General features: G+C 65.2%; 19 protein-coding genes. 11 read left to right on the top strand and 8 right to left on the bottom strand.

Features of this window, described 5'->3' with window-relative positions; genetic code table 11:
- Positions 1-24 precede the first annotated feature (24 nt).
- The 3 genes from JQ573_RS14345 to ilvC all read left to right on the top strand — a co-directional run bounded on the left by JQ573_RS14345 (position 25) and on the right by ilvC (position 2,689).
- A complete protein-coding gene (locus JQ573_RS14345; protein WP_212310477.1) occupies positions 25-903 on the top strand; it encodes an EamA family transporter in 879 nt (292 codons plus the stop codon).
- A 7-nt stretch (positions 904-910) separates the two neighbouring features.
- The gene (locus JQ573_RS14340) at positions 911-1,519 is read left to right on the top strand and encodes a LysE family translocator (RefSeq protein WP_212310476.1); all 609 of its coding nucleotides are present in this window, start codon (positions 911-913) and stop codon (positions 1,517-1,519) included.
- A 150-nt stretch (positions 1,520-1,669) separates the two neighbouring features.
- A complete protein-coding gene (gene ilvC, locus JQ573_RS14335) occupies positions 1,670-2,689 on the top strand; it encodes a ketol-acid reductoisomerase (RefSeq protein WP_028342350.1) in 1,020 nt (339 codons plus the stop codon).
- Between the two features lie 158 nt (positions 2,690-2,847).
- Here the strand turns inward: ilvC and JQ573_RS14330 are convergent, their stop codons facing one another.
- On the bottom strand, positions 2,848-3,954 hold the full coding sequence (locus tag JQ573_RS14330; RefSeq protein ID WP_212310475.1) for a DUF2336 domain-containing protein: 1,107 nt from the start codon (positions 3,952-3,954) through the stop codon (positions 2,848-2,850).
- Positions 3,955-4,136: 182 nt separating this feature from the next.
- The gene (locus JQ573_RS14325) at positions 4,137-5,156 is read right to left on the bottom strand and encodes an adenylate/guanylate cyclase domain-containing protein (RefSeq protein ID WP_212310474.1); all 1,020 of its coding nucleotides are present in this window, start codon (positions 5,154-5,156) and stop codon (positions 4,137-4,139) included.
- Positions 5,157-5,286: 130 nt separating this feature from the next.
- Here JQ573_RS14325 and JQ573_RS14320 point away from each other — a divergent pair, with 130 nt between their 5' ends.
- Both JQ573_RS14320 and JQ573_RS14315 read left to right on the top strand, forming a co-directional pair.
- Positions 5,287-5,685 carry a lysozyme inhibitor LprI family protein gene (locus tag JQ573_RS14320; protein WP_249131693.1) on the top strand — a complete coding sequence of 133 codons (399 nt, stop codon included), beginning with the start codon at positions 5,287-5,289 and terminating at the stop codon, positions 5,683-5,685.
- Positions 5,686-5,712: 27 nt separating this feature from the next.
- Entirely contained in the window at positions 5,713-5,946 is a 234-nt protein-coding gene (locus JQ573_RS14315) for a hypothetical protein (protein ID WP_092115842.1), read from the top strand.
- A gap of 12 nt (positions 5,947-5,958) precedes the next feature.
- On the opposite strand, the gene JQ573_RS14310 is transcribed toward JQ573_RS14315, so the two are convergent.
- Positions 5,959-6,579 carry a hypothetical protein gene (locus tag JQ573_RS14310; protein WP_212310473.1) on the bottom strand — a complete coding sequence of 207 codons (621 nt, stop codon included), beginning with the start codon at positions 6,577-6,579 and terminating at the stop codon, positions 5,959-5,961.
- 110 nt (positions 6,580-6,689) lie between these two features.
- Between JQ573_RS14310 and JQ573_RS14305 the strand changes: the two genes are divergently transcribed.
- Positions 6,690-7,391, top strand: a complete 702-nt coding sequence (locus JQ573_RS14305) for a TetR/AcrR family transcriptional regulator (protein ID WP_212310472.1) — start codon at positions 6,690-6,692, stop codon at positions 7,389-7,391.
- A gap of 168 nt (positions 7,392-7,559) precedes the next feature.
- Positions 7,560-9,272: a sulfatase-like hydrolase/transferase gene (locus JQ573_RS14300; RefSeq protein ID WP_212310471.1), complete on the top strand. Its 1,713-nt coding sequence runs from the start codon at positions 7,560-7,562 to the stop codon at positions 9,270-9,272.
- An 11-nt stretch (positions 9,273-9,283) separates the two neighbouring features.
- Here JQ573_RS14300 and JQ573_RS14295 read toward each other — a convergent pair whose 3' ends face one another.
- The 3 genes from JQ573_RS14295 to JQ573_RS14285 form a co-directional block, all read right to left on the bottom strand.
- Positions 9,284-10,837, bottom strand: coding sequence for an ABC transporter permease/substrate-binding protein (locus JQ573_RS14295; protein ID WP_212310470.1), 1,554 nt, complete (start codon positions 10,835-10,837; stop codon positions 9,284-9,286).
- Positions 10,834-11,622, bottom strand: coding sequence for an ATP-binding cassette domain-containing protein (locus JQ573_RS14290; RefSeq protein ID WP_212310469.1), 789 nt, complete (start codon positions 11,620-11,622; stop codon positions 10,834-10,836). The genes JQ573_RS14295 and JQ573_RS14290 overlap by 4 nt, the downstream gene beginning before the upstream one ends.
- 168 nt (positions 11,623-11,790) lie before the next feature.
- Positions 11,791-12,006, bottom strand: a complete 216-nt coding sequence (locus tag JQ573_RS14285; RefSeq protein ID WP_074131807.1) for a hypothetical protein — start codon at positions 12,004-12,006, stop codon at positions 11,791-11,793.
- Positions 12,007-12,233: 227 nt separating this feature from the next.
- Here JQ573_RS14285 and JQ573_RS14280 point away from each other — a divergent pair, with 227 nt between their 5' ends.
- The 4 genes from JQ573_RS14280 (at position 12,234) to JQ573_RS14265 (ending at position 14,564) form a co-directional block, all read left to right on the top strand.
- On the top strand, positions 12,234-13,070 hold the full coding sequence (locus JQ573_RS14280; protein WP_212310468.1) for a metal-dependent phosphohydrolase: 837 nt from the start codon (positions 12,234-12,236) through the stop codon (positions 13,068-13,070).
- 124 nt (positions 13,071-13,194) lie between these two features.
- On the top strand, positions 13,195-13,905 hold the full coding sequence (locus tag JQ573_RS14275) for a hypothetical protein (RefSeq protein ID WP_249131691.1): 711 nt from the start codon (positions 13,195-13,197) through the stop codon (positions 13,903-13,905).
- Between the two features lie 41 nt (positions 13,906-13,946).
- Positions 13,947-14,219, top strand: a complete 273-nt coding sequence (locus JQ573_RS14270) for a DUF3551 domain-containing protein (protein WP_212310467.1) — start codon at positions 13,947-13,949, stop codon at positions 14,217-14,219.
- Positions 14,220-14,294: 75 nt separating this feature from the next.
- Entirely contained in the window at positions 14,295-14,564 is a 270-nt protein-coding gene (locus tag JQ573_RS14265) for a DUF3551 domain-containing protein (RefSeq protein ID WP_212310466.1), read from the top strand.
- Positions 14,565-14,597: 33 nt separating this feature from the next.
- Here the strand turns inward: JQ573_RS14265 and JQ573_RS14260 are convergent, their stop codons facing one another.
- Both JQ573_RS14260 and JQ573_RS14255 read right to left on the bottom strand, forming a co-directional pair.
- Positions 14,598-15,806, bottom strand: a complete 1,209-nt coding sequence (locus JQ573_RS14260; RefSeq protein WP_249131690.1) for an FAD-dependent monooxygenase — start codon at positions 15,804-15,806, stop codon at positions 14,598-14,600.
- A gap of 6 nt (positions 15,807-15,812) precedes the next feature.
- The gene (locus JQ573_RS14255) at positions 15,813-16,208 is read right to left on the bottom strand and encodes a hypothetical protein (protein ID WP_212310464.1); all 396 of its coding nucleotides are present in this window, start codon (positions 16,206-16,208) and stop codon (positions 15,813-15,815) included.
- Positions 16,209-16,225 lie beyond the last annotated feature (17 nt).

Here is a 16,225-nt window from a genome sequence, read left to right as displayed (position 1 = left end):
AAACCGAACCAAAGAAGAAGAACAATGAAGCCGGCCGATGTTGGCATCGCCGTCATGGTCGCGGTGATCTGGGGACTTGCGTTCGTCGCCAGCCGGATCGCGCTCGATGAGCTGCCGCCCGAATTGATGACGGCGCTGCGCTTCGGCATCGCGGCGGTGCCGTGCCTGTTCCTGCCCAGGCCGCCGCAGGTGTCGTGGCCGCTTCTGGTCGGAATCAGCCTCACCTTGTTCCTCGGTCAGTTCCTTGCGCAATCCATCGCCATCGCCCACGGCATGCCGGTCGGGCTCACCAGCGTGATCGTGCAGAGCCAGGCGCTGTTCACCATCGGCTTTGCCGCGGTGTTGTTCGGCGAATTGCCGTCGCGCTTGCAGACCGTCGGCATCGCCATCGCCGCGATCGGCCTGCTGATGATCTGCGGCACCGTCGGATACGATTTCAGCGTCGCCGCCTTTGCCATTCTGATGATCTCGCCGATCTCGTTCGCAATTGGAAACCTGCTGCTGCGGCCGGCGCAGGGCGCGCGCATGTTCGACCTGTTCGCATGGCTGTGCCTGTGTGCCGCGATCCCGTTGTTCGGCCTGTCGCTGCTGACGCTGGGCGGGAAGCCGATGTGGCAGGCGCTGTTGCATCTGTCGCCGGCCGGCATTGTCTCGATGCTGTTTGTCGGCACCGTTTCCACCAGCATCGCCTATTGGCTGTGGGGCCGGCTGCTCCGGGATTATCCGGCGGCGCAGGTGGTGCCGTTCGCGCTGCTGGTGCCGTTCGTCGGCTCCGCCGCCTCCAGCATCGTGTTCGGCGAGAGGTTCGGGCCGCTGCGGCTCGCCGGCATGCTCACGGTCATCGCCGGCATCGCCGTGATGCTGCTGTCGAAGCGGCCAAAAGCTCTGCCGAAAGTCGCGTGAGGGCACCATGTCGAATTCGCTGCTGTTTGCCTTTGTCGTGTTTGCCGTCGTGATGTTCTTCACGCCGGGCCCCAACAACATCATGCTGCTGTCCTCGGGGCTGACCTACGGCTTCCGCCGCACGGTGCCCCACATCGCCGGCATCACGGTCGGCTTCGCCTTCATGGTCGGCGCGGTCGGCGTCGGGCTCGGGGCGGTCTTCATCGCCTATCCGGTGCTGCAGACGATCCTCAAATATGGCGGCGTCGCCTATCTGGTCTATCTCGCTGCGGTCATCGCCATGGCCGAGCCGCCCTCGGCGGACAAGGACGACGGGCCCGGCCGCGGCCCGATGACCTTCTGGGGTGCGGCCATGTTCCAGTGGATCAATGCCAAGGGCTGGGTGATGGTGATCGGCACCATCACGGCCTACGCGGCGATCGCCGCCTTCCCCTGGAACATCGCGATCCAGGTCGGCCTGAGCCTGGCCCTGGGGACGGTGTCCTGCATCGTCTGGGCGCTGTTCGGCACCGCCCTGCGGCCGGTCCTGACCTCGCCTCGGGCGATCCGCGTCTTCAATGTGGTGATGGCCGTCCTGCTGCTGGCCTCGCTCTACCCGGTCTTCATGGACGCATGATGCCGCACCGCGCCATGCGAGATGGGGGTTTCCCCTGAGGGGAAAAATGCTCTAGACAACGCCGGAAATTCGCGGGCGCCCGGCGGTTCTGACCTTCCGAAAGCCTGACTCATCGGCCGATTTTGGCCCCCTTCAAACGAGGAAAACACGATGCGAGTTTACTACGATCGCGACGCCGACCTGAACCTGATCAAGGGCAAGAAGGTCGCCATCGTCGGCTACGGCAGCCAGGGCCACGCCCACGCGCTGAACCTGAAGGATTCCGGCGTCAAGGAAGTGGCGATTGCGCTGCGCAAGGGTTCGGCCTCGGCCAAGAAGGCCGAGAACGCCGGCTTCAAGGTGATGGAAGTCGCCGAAGCCGCCAAGTGGGCCGACCTCGTCATGATGCTGACCCCGGACGAACTGCAGGGCGACATCTATCGCGAGCACCTGCACGACAACATGAAGAAGGGCGCGGCGCTCGTGTTCGCCCACGGCCTCAACGTGCACTTCAACCTGCTCGATCCGCGCGCCGACCTCGACGTGCTGATGATCGCGCCGAAGGGCCCCGGCCATACCGTGCGTTCGGAATATCAGCGCGGCGGCGGCGTGCCCTGCCTGATCGCGATCGCCAAGGATTCGTCGGGCAACGCCCATGACCTCGGCCTCAGCTACGCCTCGGCGATCGGCGGCGGCCGCGCCGGCATCATCGAGACCACCTTCAAGGAAGAGTGCGAGACCGACCTGTTCGGCGAGCAGGTGGTGCTCTGCGGCGGCCTGGTCGAGCTGATCAAGGGCGGTTACGAGACGCTGGTCGAGGCCGGCTACGCGCCCGAGATGGCCTATTTCGAGTGCCTGCACGAAGTGAAGCTGATCGTCGACCTGATCTATGAAGGCGGCATCGCCAACATGAACTACTCGATCTCCAACACCGCCGAATACGGCGAGTACGTCACCGGTCCGCGCATCGTCACCGCCGAGACCAAGGCGGAGATGAAGCGCGTGCTCGCCGACATCCAGGGCGGCAAGTTCGCCCGCGACTGGATGCTGGAGAACAAGGTCAACCAGACCTCGTTCAAGGCGACCCGTGCCAAGCTCGCCCAGCATCCGATCGAGGAAGTCGGCGCCAAGCTGCGCGACATGATGCCCTGGATCAAGAAGGGCGCGCTGGTCGACAAGAGCAAGAACTAAGCTCGGGCGTGTAGGGTGGGTTAGCCGAAGGCGTAACCCACCAATTCGTTCCGCGGAGACGCGGTGGGTTACGCTTCGCTAACCCACCCTACGCATCGAATCAAAAAAGGGTGGGCGCGTTGCCCACCCTTTTTCTTTGTCACGAAGACGTCGCCGGGCTAACCGGCCGCCATCGGCTGCTTCTCGATCCTGTTGTGCAGCTGCCAGAACCGCACGGTGCGCTGTGCGGTTTCCAGCGACAGCCGCCGGTAATCGCGGTGCGCGACCTCGAGCGTCGCATGATCGAGCGGATGCGGCAGCGGCCGCTTGCGCAGGATGGTTTCGACCGTCGGCCAGTTGAGCCGCGCCGAGCGGCACGGGATCAGGAGCAGGTCGGAGCGCAACCCGAGCATCAGGCGCTCGATCATCGCGATCGGCATGTCGTTGAGCACGGCGAGCGCGACCGTGACCTCGTCGAACTTGCCGTCCTCGGCGAATTTGTAGACCGCCGCGTCATCGAGCTCGTTCAGCTGCTTCATCAGCTTGACCAGCTCTTCGGCGATGCCGTAGTTGCGGCGGGGAGCCGCGGCCTCTTCCTGCGCGATGTCGTTCAGCACCTGGCTGATCTCCTCGCGGGCCCTGGGCGATGCGATCGCGAGCAGGCGGGCGCGCACCGTATCCTTGGCGCGCTGCAGCAGGTCGCGCAGCAGCTTGGCCGGAATATCGATGCGCAGCCCGAGGATCTCGACCAGCTCGTCGTCGCCCTCGGCGCGGGCAACGATCGAGGAATAGCCGTTGTCGGAGAACTGCGCGCCGGCGTTCTTGGCAAGCCGCCGGATCACATTGTCCTCGCCGCGGTCGATGATCACGTCGGTGACGGAAGCCGGCAGGTTCTCCCGCGCCGAGATTGCGAACAGATGGTCCTGGCCCTTGCTGGCGGCGATCTCGCGCAGTGCGTCGTTTGAAAGGCGGCTGGAGTGGGTCAGCACGTCGCCGGCGACGCTGATGTCGTCGTCCCAGGCGAGGTGCTGAATCACCTCAAACGGCGCGTAGTCGAGCGGCGCGAGCCGCTTGCTGAGCTCGGCCCGCGCACGCGTCTCGACACGCGCGACGAGCAGGCAGAGCACGTCGTCGAACACCTTGACCTGTTCATCGTTGAGGCGATCGCCGTCGTTCAGGAACAGATCGGTGACCTGCCGCAGCGTCTGCACGCGCTTGGCGGACGTCCCGTCCCGGACCGCATCCTCGAGTTCGGCAATAATCGATTGTGACGCCTGTTGCGCCATCGATGGGCGACCTTGTTTTTGTTGAATGACACCTGTCCGTGCACCATGCAGGGCGTCGTCTTACACCTGCGTTAAGGAGGAACCCGGTGCAAATACGGGTGGATCGCATCCTTAACGGGCCGCGACCGGACAGGACTCAATTGGTGCTTTCGCGACAATGGCAGTGCGTCTTAAGGGATTATTTAGGACGATGCGCGCCGTGTGACGGCGAAGATGTCGATCGAAGCGGCGCGCCCGCGCAACTGCGTCGAGCCGAGCGGCTCGATGAAAAAATCCAGGTCCGAGGGCAGCAGGCGAAGCAGCTCGCCCGAGATCAGCAGCGGCCGGCCGGCCTCCTTGCAATGCGCCTGCAGCCGCGCCGTGACGTTCACGGTATCGCCGAAATAGGCGATCTGCCGCCGCGAGTCGCCGCATTCACCGATGACGACCGGGCCGGCATGCATCCCGGCGCGGAACGCCGGCACCACGCCGAACTCCTTGCGATAGTGGTCGGCCCGCTTGGCGAGGCGGTCCTCGATCGCGAACACGCAGTCGAGGTAGCGCCGCGACGGCTGGCCCGTGCCGGCCGGCCAGGTCACGATGACCTCGTCGCCGACATAGGCATGAACCTCGCCGCCATGCGCCACGATCGGCTCATCGATGTCGAAGAAGAAGCGCGTCAAGAGCTCCTGCACACGCAGCTCGCCCATCGCCTCCGCCAGCGACGTCGAGCCGACCAGGTCGAGGAACAGCAGCACGCGCTCCTCGCGCACCGGCTGGCGGTAGCGTCCGAGCACGATGCTGAGCAGCGTATGCCCACCGATCATCCGGACCAGTTCGTAGATCGTCGTGATCGGGATCGAGAGCAGCAGGCCGACCCCGATGATCTTGAAGAAGGTCTCGCGAATCCACTTCGCCTCGAGCCCGTGCCCGTACAGCAGGATCTCGAGCACAATCGCAGCGACCGCAACGATAACGGCGAGGATCACGGAGCGGGCGATCAGCTCGACGATGAGCGGCCGCCGCCGCAGCCAGCCGCCACGCGCGGCCAGATAGAGATGCGTGGCCCAGACGATCAGGGTGATGACGGCGCCTTCGAGCGCGCTGCGCGTATAGTTCGCAACGGAGGCTTCGTCGGATTGGTCGAAGGCATAGCGAAACAGCCCGCCGACGAGCAGGCCGAGCACGGCCAAAACGATTGCAGGCGTCACCGTCCGCCGCATGAATCCTCCATGCACATGAAATATCCTGCACGGATCGGGAAGGCCAGCCGCGGGCGATTGATATGAACGGGACGTGCTACGGCGGCACTAACGTATGGCTCTACGGCATCCATCGGAAAGGGAAGGCGGCATGAAATCGGCTCTCACGACAGGCCCGTGCAGGCTCGGGCGCCTGGTTGCGGCCGTTTTCATCATCGCCACCTCGTCGGCATGGGCCGGCGATCAGGGCGATCCCGAGCCGTCCTGCGACGGCAATACCTACCAGATGGTCGAGTGCCTCAAGGCCAAGACCGCGCAATGGGACAAACGGATGAACGTCGCCTATCAGCAGGCGCTGAAGGATGCCGTTGGCGACAAGCAGCGCGAACAGCTGCGCACCGCGCAACGGTTGTGGATCCAGTACCGTGACGCGAATTGCCTGTATTACGACCTCGGCGAGGGCACCATCGCCCGCCTCGATGCCGGCGAATGCATGCGCAGCATGACCGAAATCCGTGCCAAGGAACTGGAGAATCTCGGCCATCAGTGAGCCATCTTCCGGTGCCAGGACTTGGTCATGACTGACGGAAAGAGCCAGAACGAACTGACCCAGCTTGCCGAGGAGGCGCTGCGCGCCCAGCCCGGCTGCGAGACCGCCCGCGTGCCGGCGGTCGCTGCGCTGCCCGATGGGCAGGTCGGGCGCAACTGGGAGATTCCGAACGTCGTGCTCGGCGACAGCCTGATCAGCGATGTCGATCGCGCGGTGCTGTCGGTGCATCGCCGGCTCGGCCGCCAGTTTCACCTGGTGTGAGGTGGCCGGATTTCAGCCCGCCTGTGCCTGACGCGGCACGGGCCGCGCGGCCATGCTGATCATCCTGAGCGCGAACACCGCGGCGAGCGGCACCAGGAACAGCGCGTAGAGCGGCATCTCGGGAATCCGCTTGCCGAACGAGACCGTGAACTGCAGCAGCAGATAGTAGCCGCCGATCAGATGCAGCCTGCGCCAGGCGTGCGGGCCCAGCAGCGCAGCCGTGCGATCGAACGAGGTCGCGGTCAGCGCGATGATGACGAGATAGCCGATACCGCCGAAGATGTAGGAGACGACAGAGGTCGCGGCGGCGAAGCCGGCCGGATCGAGCATTGCGAACGCTGATATCGCGACCGCGTGGATGGTGTGCGAGGCGGTGAAGGTGACGCCGAGATAGCGGCGGTTGCGGCGCTGCCAGTGCGTCCAGGCATTCGGCCGGAGCCGCGCCAGCGCCGCCGCGGAGAAGGCGAGGCAGAAGAACAGCAGCGAGGTCCGCGCCGTGAAGCGGATCACCATCCGCATGCCCTCGACTTCGAACTGCCGCATTGCGGCGATCCAGATCGAAAGCCCGATCAGGGTCAGTGTGAGCAGGCCGAACAGCCGCCAGCCCTCGAACCAGTTCCGACGCGTCGCCATATCCTGCCTCCCATCGTTGATGTAATCGCCAGTTACATTTCGCGATGGAGTGCGGTCAATCCGTGTAATCACCGCTTACATTCACAAGCGGGTGATGCTAGAGAGGCGCCATGCGCCGCCCCGCTAAAAAACCGCCGATCGGACGCCGGCCCGCCAAGCCGCGTCCGGCCGTCGCGACGCGGGCGCCGGCGGCCAAGCCGTATCACCACGGCGACCTCCGCCGGGTCCTGATCGATGCCGCCATGCAGCTGGTCGGCGAGGGCGGGCCGGAGGCGGTCAGCGTCCGCGAGGCCGCCCGCCGTGCCGGGGTTTCGCCGGGCGCGCCGTTCCGGCATTTCCCGAGCCGGGACGCTCTGATGAGTGCGGTGGCCGAGGAGGCGCAGCGCCGCTTCCGCGCCGAGATCGAGACGGCGCTGGCCGATGCGCCGTCAGGCGATCCGCTCGGCCGCTTCCGCTGCCTCGGGATCGCCTATCTGCGCTGGGCGATGAAGAACCCGACCCATTTCGAGATCATCTCCAGCCGCCGCTTCTTCGACCACGACCGCTCGGCCGGCGTTTCCGGCGACAATGCGGAGTTGATCGGCCTGACCGAGCGCACGCTGGCGGAGGCCTTTTCAGCCGGTCAGCTCGAGGCGCGCGACCTGAAGCAGGTCCAGATCGCCGGCCGCGCGCTGGTCTATGGTTTTGCGCGGATGCATATCGACGGCCATTTGCCGCGCTGGGGCGTCGCCGAAGCCGAGATTGAGCAGATGGCCGCTGACATCGTCGACCTCTTCATCGCCGGCCTCGCGAGGCCTGCTGCGAAGGTCTGAGGTGCGCCGCGCCGGCCGGGCGTGCTCAGGGCGGGCAAATTCATTGCGCGTTCATGACGATTCAATTACGTTTTTATGACACGGCGCAGACTCCGGCTGTGCGGTGTGCCTCCTGGCCTTTGCCAGTCAAGGCGGTGGCATTGCGCCGGGTTGTATTGCGTCCCGCCCATGGCGCCCGCGCCTCAGCAAAACTCGTCCGTTTCCGCGCTGGCCGGCGGTCTCGCCGCGATCGGCATCTGGCGGTTGTTGGCGGTCGCCGCCCCCCATCTCGGCGCGCTGATCCTGATGCTGCGGACCGAGACCGATTTCGGTTCGCGGCTCTGCTTCCTGCTCAGCTGGGGAATCCTCAACTTCCTGTTCGTCGCGCTGCTGCGCCGGCCGGCGCTGTCGGGCGCGCTGTCGCTGACGCTGGTCGTGGTGCTGGTGCTGCTGTCGCGGTTCAAGCACGACGTGGTGCAAATGACCGCGAACTTCGTCGACCTGATGGTGATCGATCGCGACACCGCGGCGTTTCTGCTCACGATCTTTCCGAACCTGCGCTGGTCGATCATCGGCGCCGGCCTAGTCACGCTGCCGCTGATGTACGCGCTGTGGTGGCTCGATCCGTTCCGCATCCGCCGCCTGCCGGCCGCGGCGGCCTGCCTTGCCTGCACCGCGGCGCTCTCGGGCTATGCCTTCGCCTGGCCGGATGAAGCCTGGCGCGGCTATTACGACGACGGTTATCTGTCGAAATTCGCGCGCTCCGGCGTGACCGCGGTGTCAGACTTCGTCGCCTATGGCTTCATGGAGTCGGACCCGAGCGCGAGCGACCAGCTCAAGATGCCGCTGGTCGACGCCTGCCACCCCGCCGGGCGGCGGCCGAACATCATCATGATCCATGATGAATCGAGCTTCGACATCCGCGCCGCGTCCGGCGTCAAGGTTCCGCCGGGCTATGGCAGCCAGTTCAAATCCTACGACGGTGTCGAACGCAAATTCCTCGCCGAGAGCAATGGTGGGCCGAGCTGGTTCACCGAGTACAACGTGCTGGCGGGATTGTCCTCGCGCTCGTTCGGCCGGTTCGCCTATTTCGTCACCCGCATCGCATCGGGCCGCGTCGAGCGCGGCCTGCCGCTGGCGCTGCGCCGCTGCGGCTACGACACGCTGTCGCTCTATCCGGCGTTCGGTGCCTTCATGAGCGCGCGCAGCTTCCAGACCACGACCGGTATCCAGCAATTCTACGACGCGCATGATTTGCATGCGAAGGACGTCGAGCCCGACAGCTTCTTCTACGACAAGGCGCTGAAGCTGATGGCCGAGCAGAAGACGCTCAGCACGCCGCTGTTCACCTTCGTCTATCTCGCCGCCAATCATTTCCCGTGGGAGACGAAATTCCGCCCCGAGCTGCTGCCGGCATGGAAGCGGCCCGGCAACACGCCGTCGGTCGACGAATATCTGCGCCGGCAGGCGATGAGCGCCAACGACTATGCCGGCTTCGTCGCGGCGCTGAAGAAGAAGTTTCCGGCGCAGCCGTTCCTGATCGTGCGCTACGGCGATCATCAGCCGGAGTTCTCGCCGCAGCTGCTCGATCCCGGGCTCGACGAGGCCGGCATCGGCAAGAAGCTGATGGACTACGATCCGCGCTACTACGCGACATATTACGCAATCGACGCCATCAACTTCGAACCGGTGAAGAGTCCGACGGTGATGGATACGATCGACGCCGCCTATCTGCCGCTGGTGATCCAGGAAGCCGCGGGCATTCCGCTCGATCCGTCGTTCGAGGAGCAGAAAGCGATCATGCTTCGCTGCAACGGCGCGTTCTACGTCTGCAAGGATGGCGCGGAAGCGCGCCGCTTCAACCGACTGCTGATCGACGCGGGGATCATCAAGGGACTTTAGCGGCGATCATCCTACGATTTTCCGCCAATCTTCTCCCACAGCCAGCGCGCCACGGCGTCGGGCGATGATGATGCGTCGTTGCCCGACGCGCGCAGGTTGGCCTCGCGCATCTCGGCGATGCCGATCTTGCCGAGCAACGGGCGCAACGCGGCCTTCAGCGTCTCGTCATCACGCCGCTTTGGCGACAGCAGCACGATCGCGTCATAGGGCGGGATCGCGTGCCTGTCGTCCGCGAGCGCAACCAGGTCGTATTTCGCGATCAGCCCGTCGCTGGTGTAACCCGCGATGACATCGACCTCGCCGGAGGCGACCGCGGCATACATGAAATCCGGCTGCATCTGGCGCTGGGCGCGGAACGTCAGCCCATAGGCCTTCTGAATGCCGGCCCATTCCGGCCGTGAGAAGATTTCATAGTCGCCGGCGATCGACATCGTCGCGGCGTGCGACGCCAGGTCGGCGATCGAATGGATGCCGAGCTGATCGGCGCGGCTCTTCGGCATCACCAGCGCATAGGCATTCTCGAAGCCGAGCTCGCCGAACAGCGTGATGTCCTGCTTCGCCAGCGTCGTCTTCAATTCGCTCAGCAGCTCGGCGCGGGGCCTGATGTCGGTGTGGTGGAACTGGTTCGCCCACAGCGTGCCGGAATAGTCGACATAGACGTCGATGTCGCCGGCCGCGAGCGCATCGAAGATCACGTTGGAGCCGAGGCCGGCGCGGGTCGCCGTCGGCAGTCCGGCCGCTTGCAGCCGCTGCGCCATCAGCGCCGACAGCACATATTGCTCGGTGAACGTCTTGGCGCCGACGACATAGCGCGCCTGTGGCTGCGCGATCGCGGGCACCAGCGTCGCCGCGATCAGGGCGGCAATGCCGAGCCCGCCGAGTGCGGTCCGGACGCGGCTGCGATTGCGCAGGCCATTCTCGATCAGCGCCAGCAATTGGTCGACGATAAGCGCGAGTACGGCGGCGGCGAAGCAGCCGAACAGCACGAACACCCAGTTCTGGGTCTGCAAGCCCGCGAAGATGTAGTTGCCGAGGCTGGTCTGGCCGATCGGCGTCGACAGCGTCGCGGTGCCGATCACCCACACCGCGGCGGTGCGGATCCCCGCCATCATCACCGGCAGCGCCAGCGGCAGCTCGACCATGGTGAGCGATTGCCGCGGCGTCATGCCGACGCCCTGGGCGGCCTCCAGCACCGCCGGATCGACGCCGGAGAGGCCGGTGATGGTGTTGCGCAGCACCGGCAGCATCGAATAGAGCGCGAGCGCAAGCACCGCCGGCAGGAAGCCGAAGGCGGAGAAGCTGAAGCCGAGCCACGTCGCGGTCAGCGCCGTGAGCGCCAGTAACAACGGATAGAACAGCGCGAGCAAAGCGAGCCCGGGCACCGTCTGCACGATGCTGGCAAGCCCGAGCAGCGTGCCACGCAGCACCGGCCGGTTGCGCGCGATGAGCGCAAGCGGCAGGCTGATCAGAAGCCCGAGCGCCAGCGCGGCGACGCTGACCCGGACATGGTTGCCGAGATAGTCGGGCAGATGCGCAAGCGCCTCGCTCCAGCGTGGATCGCTCATGCCGTGCCGTCCCGCGGCAGCAATGCGCCCAGCCGCTCCGCCTGTCGACGCGGCGTACGCAAGAGTTCGCCGACATAGGCGTCGGTGTTGGCCGCAAGCTCCGCCGGCGTGCCCAAAGCGAGCAGCTTGCCGCCACGCATCACTGCGACACGATCGGCCAGCAGCAGCGCCTCGGTCATGTCGTGGGTGATCATGACGGTGGTCAGTCCGAGCTCGCGGTGCAGTGTGCGATAATCGTCGCCGAGCGCGTCGCGGGTCAACGGATCGAGCGCGCCGAATGGCTCGTCCATCAGCACGATGCGCGGCTTCGCAGCCAGCGCACGCGCGACGCCGACGCGTTGGCGCTGACCGCCGGAGAGTTCGTGCGGCAGGCGGTCGCGATGTTGCGCGCGGTCGAGCCGCACGAGGTCGAGCAGTTCGTCGACCCTCGCCGAGATTTCGGCCTGCGGCCAGCCGAGCAGCTGTGGCGTGATGCCGACATTGCCGGCGACGGTGAGATGCGGAAACAGTCCGCCGCTCTGGAAGACATAGCCGATGCGGCGGCGCAGCAGGATCGGGTCGATGCGGCTGACGTCTTCGCCCTCGACGGCGATCCGGCCGCGGTCGGCCTCGATCAGGCGGTTGGCCAGCCTGAGCAGCGTCGTCTTGCCGGAGCCCGAGCCGCCGACAACAGCCAGGAATTCACCCTCGGCCACGTCAAGCGAGACGTCGTCGACCGCCACCACGCGACCATTGTCAAAGCTCTTGCCGACATGCGCGTAGGCGATCAGCGGCGTTGCGGGCATTCTCGGGCCATTCCTGGGCGACTTCACGTCTCACCATCGTGAACGACAGTGATAGCCCATAAAATGGACTTTGACTCGAGGTGCACGCGCCTGCATCACGCGGTTTCGCAGGCTGTTCCAGCTGGGCTCGCGAAGCGGGTCAGCCCCTTCGGGGGCTGTGAGCACACATCACACTTCGTTCTTGGGTACGTATTTGCCCATGATGCACTTATAGCTCTGCAAGCGCCAATCGTGATACGGCCCCTTGGCGAGCCAGTCGGCGATGCCGATCTGGGCACTCACAGCGCAGGCGCCCATGGTGATGCCGGATTGGTCGCTGTTGGTGACGACCTTTTCCATGCAGAGCTGAGCATTGCAAAGGATGGCGACGAGCGTAACAAGCATGATGGTCTTTATCCGTAAGATTAACCCGGTCTGAACCGAATCATGCACGGTTCATGCCATTATCAGCGGCTTCGGTGTCACAGCCGGCAAGACCGGGAAAGTACGGCGGAACGAATCACGCGCTCGCCGACGCGTAGCCGCACGCCCGCAGATGCGCTATAGTTCTCCCCAACTACGACGTGAGATCGGGGCGAGCGAGGAACGTTGCGCGGTCGGGGGCTGCATCGATGATGACGTTACCTGAGTTGGCGGCAGGTGCTTTGGAGAAGTTTCTCGCCACATGGGTCAGCCGCACCTTTGGGGCTTCGCAGGCGCGATTTGGCGAACTGCTGCCCGCCGCTGCGCGCATCGCGCTGGAATGCATCGGCAACAGCGATGCGCTCTACCACAATGTCGAGCACACCATGCTGGTCACGCTGGCCGGGCATGACATCATCCGCGGTCGCGCGCTGCACACCCATGTCACCGCGGAGGATTACACCCACACGATGATCGCCTGCCTGACGCACGACATCGGCTATGTGCGCGGCCTGCTGAAGGGCGACGGACCGGATGGTTATGTCATCGATTCCTCCGGCAAGAAGGTCGTGCTGCCGCGCGGCTCGTCGGATGCCGGCCTGATGCCGTATCACGTCGACCGCTCGAAGCTCTATGTGCTCGACAGGCTCGAGGCCGTCCTTCCGCTCGATCGCGAGCGCGTTGCACGCAACATCGAAGGCACGCGGTTTCCGGCACCCGAAGGCCAGCAATATGACGACGAGGCGGCGATCGTCCGGGCCGCCGATTTCATCGGACAGCTCGGCGATCCCAACTACATCAGGAAAGCCAACGCGCTCTATCACGAGTTCGAGGAAGTGGGCATCAACCGCCAGCTCGGCTATGAATCGCCGGCCGATATCGTCGACCGCTATCCGCAATTCTACTGGAATATGGTCGCGCCGCACATCCAGGGCGCCATCAACTGCCTGAACATGACGGCAAGCGGCCGTCAGTGGATCGCGAACCTCTATAGCAACGTCTTCCGCGCCGAGCGCGAGGTCACCCTGTCCGGCCCGCAAATCTGACGCACGGCACCAGCGGCGCGGCCTTTCAGCACGGCTCGCCTGCGTTCCCCGGTCGTTTGCGGGACGTCCACATTTCGGCCTGCTTCATCGTTGCACAGTCCATGGAAATCGGCGACCTTGCGCCATGGACCTCTCCATCGACCGTGTTCTCGATCGTTTCAGCATGATCTCCCGTTTCGCTCAATTGATTGCGGTTGCTATCGTGTGCTGGCCTGCGCTCGCCGTTGCCGCCGGGCCGGTTTACGACGTCGACCTGTATGCGTTGATGTCCGGCACCTGCCGCAATGTCACGGTCGCCGGGCGCAGCTATACCTGCAAGGCGGTGGCCTACTTCCACACCCTGCGCGGCCGTTCCGAATTCACCGTCGTGCTCGACGATCCCGCCGACAAGAGCCACATCGTCTCGTTCTCCGGCGAGAGCACCGAGCGTACCCAGGACAATCTGTTCGAGCTCGCGGTCGACCGCATGTTGCTGAAGTCGAGCGACCGTCCGCGCGTCGATGGCCTGCCGGTGCCGCTGGTCGAGATGTCGACGGGCTCCTGCCGCCAGGTCGGAAGCTTCATCACGCGGCAGGTGTCGACCATCACCTGCGCCGCCACCGACCAGAGCGGCAAGCGGTACGAGCTGAGCTTCGAGTCGGATGGCTCGCCGATGACCTTGCGCCGGCTGCGGCAATCGACGCTGCCGTCGGAACGGCAACGGGCGCGCCAGATCGCACAGCTCGAATGCCGCCTCAAGGCGCGGGCCGCGCAGGTCCTGCCGCGGGACACCACGGCCTTCATGATCCGTTGTCTTGGTGAGGACGACGGCAAGCCGGCCGGCGAGCAGCGATAGCCGCGCGCCCGGCGTCCCGGAGCAAGCTTGAGGAGAATTCGATGCGCTTGAAATTCACCATCATCGCCGCCATCGGCGTTGGCATCGCCGGGCCCGCCGCTGCGCAAATGTACGATCCGAATTATCCGGTCTGCATGGAAGTCTATGGCGGCCGGCTGACGCCCGAGTACATCGATTGCAGCTTCACGTCGCTTCCGCAATGCCAGGCAACGGCCTCGGGACGATCGGCGACATGCTCGGTCAATCCCTTCTACAAAGGTCCAAAAAAGCCGACCAGGGAGCGGGGTCAACGACAGCGTCAGACTGTCAACTAGCGCGCCGTCGCGTCGCTGGCGCTGTTGACTAACTCCTGTTGTTGTGGGGAAACCTTCCGAGCGAAGGAGAGACCGATGCGCCTGAAACTGTTCGCGATCGCCGCAGCTGCGGTCGCCCTGGCCGGACCTGCCGCCGGGCAGGCCTATGACCCGAACTATCCGGTGTGCATGCACGTCTTTCAGGGCAAATTCGGCGGCAGCTACATCGATTGCAGCTTTACCTCGATCCCGCAGTGCCAGGCGTCGGCGTCGGGCCGGGGTGCGATGTGCTCGGAGAATCCCTTCTTTGCGCCGCCGCCACCTCCGACGCGCCGGGCGCACCGCGGACGGCATCGTGCCCACTGATGTGGGAACACCAGGCAGCTCGAATGCCTGCCGTCAGATCGGCACGCTCAAGGCGTCATAGGTGAACAGCCAATCATAGCGCTCGCGCACCCGGTCCGGTTGCCATTCGCGCGAGACATAGGCGTCGGCGCCTTCGGCGTCGGCGAGCGCCGGATTGTGGAAGCGCCTGGCATTCTCGGCGGACTTCATCACGATCATATTCGTCCGCGTCAGCCGCGCGGCCTGATAGCGCTGCAGCGCCTCCTCGGGCGGGAAGCATTCGAGGCAGCGTGCCAGCACCATGCCGTCCTCGATCGCCATGTTGGCCCCTTGGGCCAGGAACGGCAGCGTCGGATGCGCGGCGTCGCCGAGCACGCAGGCCCGCCCCGCGGCGAAGCGACCGAGCGGATCGCGGCCAAGCAATGCCCATTTGTAGGGAATATCGAGGTTGTCGATGATGGTGTGGATGTCCGGATGCCATCCGGCAAAGGCATCGCCGCAGGCCTCGCGCGTGCCGCGTTCGGTCCATGACTCGACCGACCAGCTCCCGCCCTCGAAGATGCCGACGAAGTTCAACAACTCGCTGCGGCGAACCGGATAGGTGATGACATGGCCGCCGGGACCGACCCAGTTGGTGCCGACGTCGCGCCTGAGGCTCGCCGGTAGCCGCTGCATCGGGACCAGGCCGCGCCAGGCGGCCACACCCGAGAAGAACGGTTTTGTGTCGCCACCGATCTGCCGGCGGATCTCGGAGTGCACGCCGTCGGCGCCGATCACGACGTCGCCACGGCGCCGCTCGCCATTGACGAGATGCAGCCAGATGCCGTCACCATCCTCGTCAAAGCCTGCGCAACGGCTGTTGAGATGCAGGCGTCCCGGTGCCCGTGCACTGAATGCGTCGACCAGCACGCGGTGAAAGTCGCCACGATGCACCATCCAGTAGGGCGCGCCATAGATTGCCCGCGAGGAGGCGCCGAGGTCGAACAGCTTCCAGGTCCGCCCGGTGCTGAACAGCCGGATCTCCTTGCCCGAGGGCTCGCAGGCGATCGCCTGCATGTGTTGCTCGAGGCCGAGCGCAATCAGGACCCTTGTGCCGTTGGCGCTGAGCTGGACGCCGGCGCCGAGCTCGCGCAGCTCCGATGCCTGCTCGAAGATCTCGACCTCGATCCCCCGCCGCAGCAGCGCCAGCCCCGCGACGAGGCCGCCGATCCCGGCGCCGGCAATCAGGACTTTTGGCCTGCGGTTTGCGCTCACGCGATCCATCCGCCGCTATCTGCGCGTGACAAGGAAGTCATCGGTGAACTCGCCGCGCGAGACCTTGACCGGGATCTCGCCCTCGCTACCGATCTCGACGAGCTCCGAGCCGGACTTGTTATCCTCAGGCGTCAGGAGTTCGATGCGCTCGGCGATCCGTTCGGCCTGCCAATCCGTCAGCTTCCAGGCAAACCGGCCGCCGAGATCGCGCATGCCGAATTCCTCGTCGGCGGGCACGAGCACCAGCTCGTTGCGCGAGACCGCGCCGGGAATGCGCTCCGCCACGGCAACGGCTTGCGGATTCTCGGCAAAGCGCCGCAACAGACTTGCCAGCGCGGCAAGATCGACAGCCTCGCCGAGGAACAGGAACAGCGGATGGAAATCGCTCGGCATGTATTCAAATCGCAGCATGATCGATCGTCCGTTGG

It is taken from the genome of Bradyrhizobium sp. AUGA SZCCT0105 (assembly GCF_018129565.1).
In the GTDB taxonomy this organism is placed as follows: Bacteria; Pseudomonadota; Alphaproteobacteria; order Rhizobiales; family Xanthobacteraceae; genus Bradyrhizobium.
The sequence above is the reverse complement of the archived record's forward strand: the minus strand, read 5'-3'. Positions and strand labels throughout refer to the sequence as shown.

Excerpts from the sequence above, each read along its gene's own strand:
- JQ573_RS14255 (WP_212310464.1), bottom strand. The coding sequence starts at position 16,208 with ATGCTGCGATTTGAATACATGCCGAGCGATTTCCATCCGCTGTTCCTG.
- JQ573_RS14310 (WP_212310473.1), bottom strand. The coding sequence starts at position 6,579 with ATGGCGACGCGTCGGAACTGGTTCGAGGGCTGGCGGCTGTTCGGCCTG.
- ilvC (WP_028342350.1), top strand. The coding sequence starts at position 1,670 with ATGCGAGTTTACTACGATCGCGACGCCGACCTGAACCTGATCAAGGGC.
- JQ573_RS14300 (WP_212310471.1), top strand. The coding sequence starts at position 7,560 with ATGGCGCCCGCGCCTCAGCAAAACTCGTCCGTTTCCGCGCTGGCCGGC.
- JQ573_RS14280 (WP_212310468.1), top strand. The coding sequence starts at position 12,234 with ATGATGACGTTACCTGAGTTGGCGGCAGGTGCTTTGGAGAAGTTTCTC.
- JQ573_RS14325 (WP_212310474.1), bottom strand. The coding sequence starts at position 5,156 with ATGCGGCGGACGGTGACGCCTGCAATCGTTTTGGCCGTGCTCGGCCTG.
- JQ573_RS14265 (WP_212310466.1), top strand. The coding sequence starts at position 14,295 with ATGCGCCTGAAACTGTTCGCGATCGCCGCAGCTGCGGTCGCCCTGGCC.
- JQ573_RS14345 (WP_212310477.1), top strand. The coding sequence starts at position 25 with ATGAAGCCGGCCGATGTTGGCATCGCCGTCATGGTCGCGGTGATCTGG.
- JQ573_RS14270 (WP_212310467.1), top strand. The coding sequence starts at position 13,947 with ATGCGCTTGAAATTCACCATCATCGCCGCCATCGGCGTTGGCATCGCC.
- JQ573_RS14295 (WP_212310470.1), bottom strand. The coding sequence starts at position 10,837 with ATGAGCGATCCACGCTGGAGCGAGGCGCTTGCGCATCTGCCCGACTAT.
- JQ573_RS14275 (WP_249131691.1), top strand. The coding sequence starts at position 13,195 with ATGGACCTCTCCATCGACCGTGTTCTCGATCGTTTCAGCATGATCTCC.
- JQ573_RS14320 (WP_249131693.1), top strand. The coding sequence starts at position 5,287 with ATGAAATCGGCTCTCACGACAGGCCCGTGCAGGCTCGGGCGCCTGGTT.
- JQ573_RS14290 (WP_212310469.1), bottom strand. The coding sequence starts at position 11,622 with ATGCCCGCAACGCCGCTGATCGCCTACGCGCATGTCGGCAAGAGCTTT.
- JQ573_RS14305 (WP_212310472.1), top strand. The coding sequence starts at position 6,690 with ATGCGCCGCCCCGCTAAAAAACCGCCGATCGGACGCCGGCCCGCCAAG.
- JQ573_RS14285 (WP_074131807.1), bottom strand. The coding sequence starts at position 12,006 with ATGCTTGTTACGCTCGTCGCCATCCTTTGCAATGCTCAGCTCTGCATG.
- JQ573_RS14260 (WP_249131690.1), bottom strand. The coding sequence starts at position 15,806 with ATGGATCGCGTGAGCGCAAACCGCAGGCCAAAAGTCCTGATTGCCGGC.
- JQ573_RS14315 (WP_092115842.1), top strand. The coding sequence starts at position 5,713 with ATGACTGACGGAAAGAGCCAGAACGAACTGACCCAGCTTGCCGAGGAG.
- JQ573_RS14330 (WP_212310475.1), bottom strand. The coding sequence starts at position 3,954 with ATGGCGCAACAGGCGTCACAATCGATTATTGCCGAACTCGAGGATGCG.
- JQ573_RS14340 (WP_212310476.1), top strand. The coding sequence starts at position 911 with ATGTCGAATTCGCTGCTGTTTGCCTTTGTCGTGTTTGCCGTCGTGATG.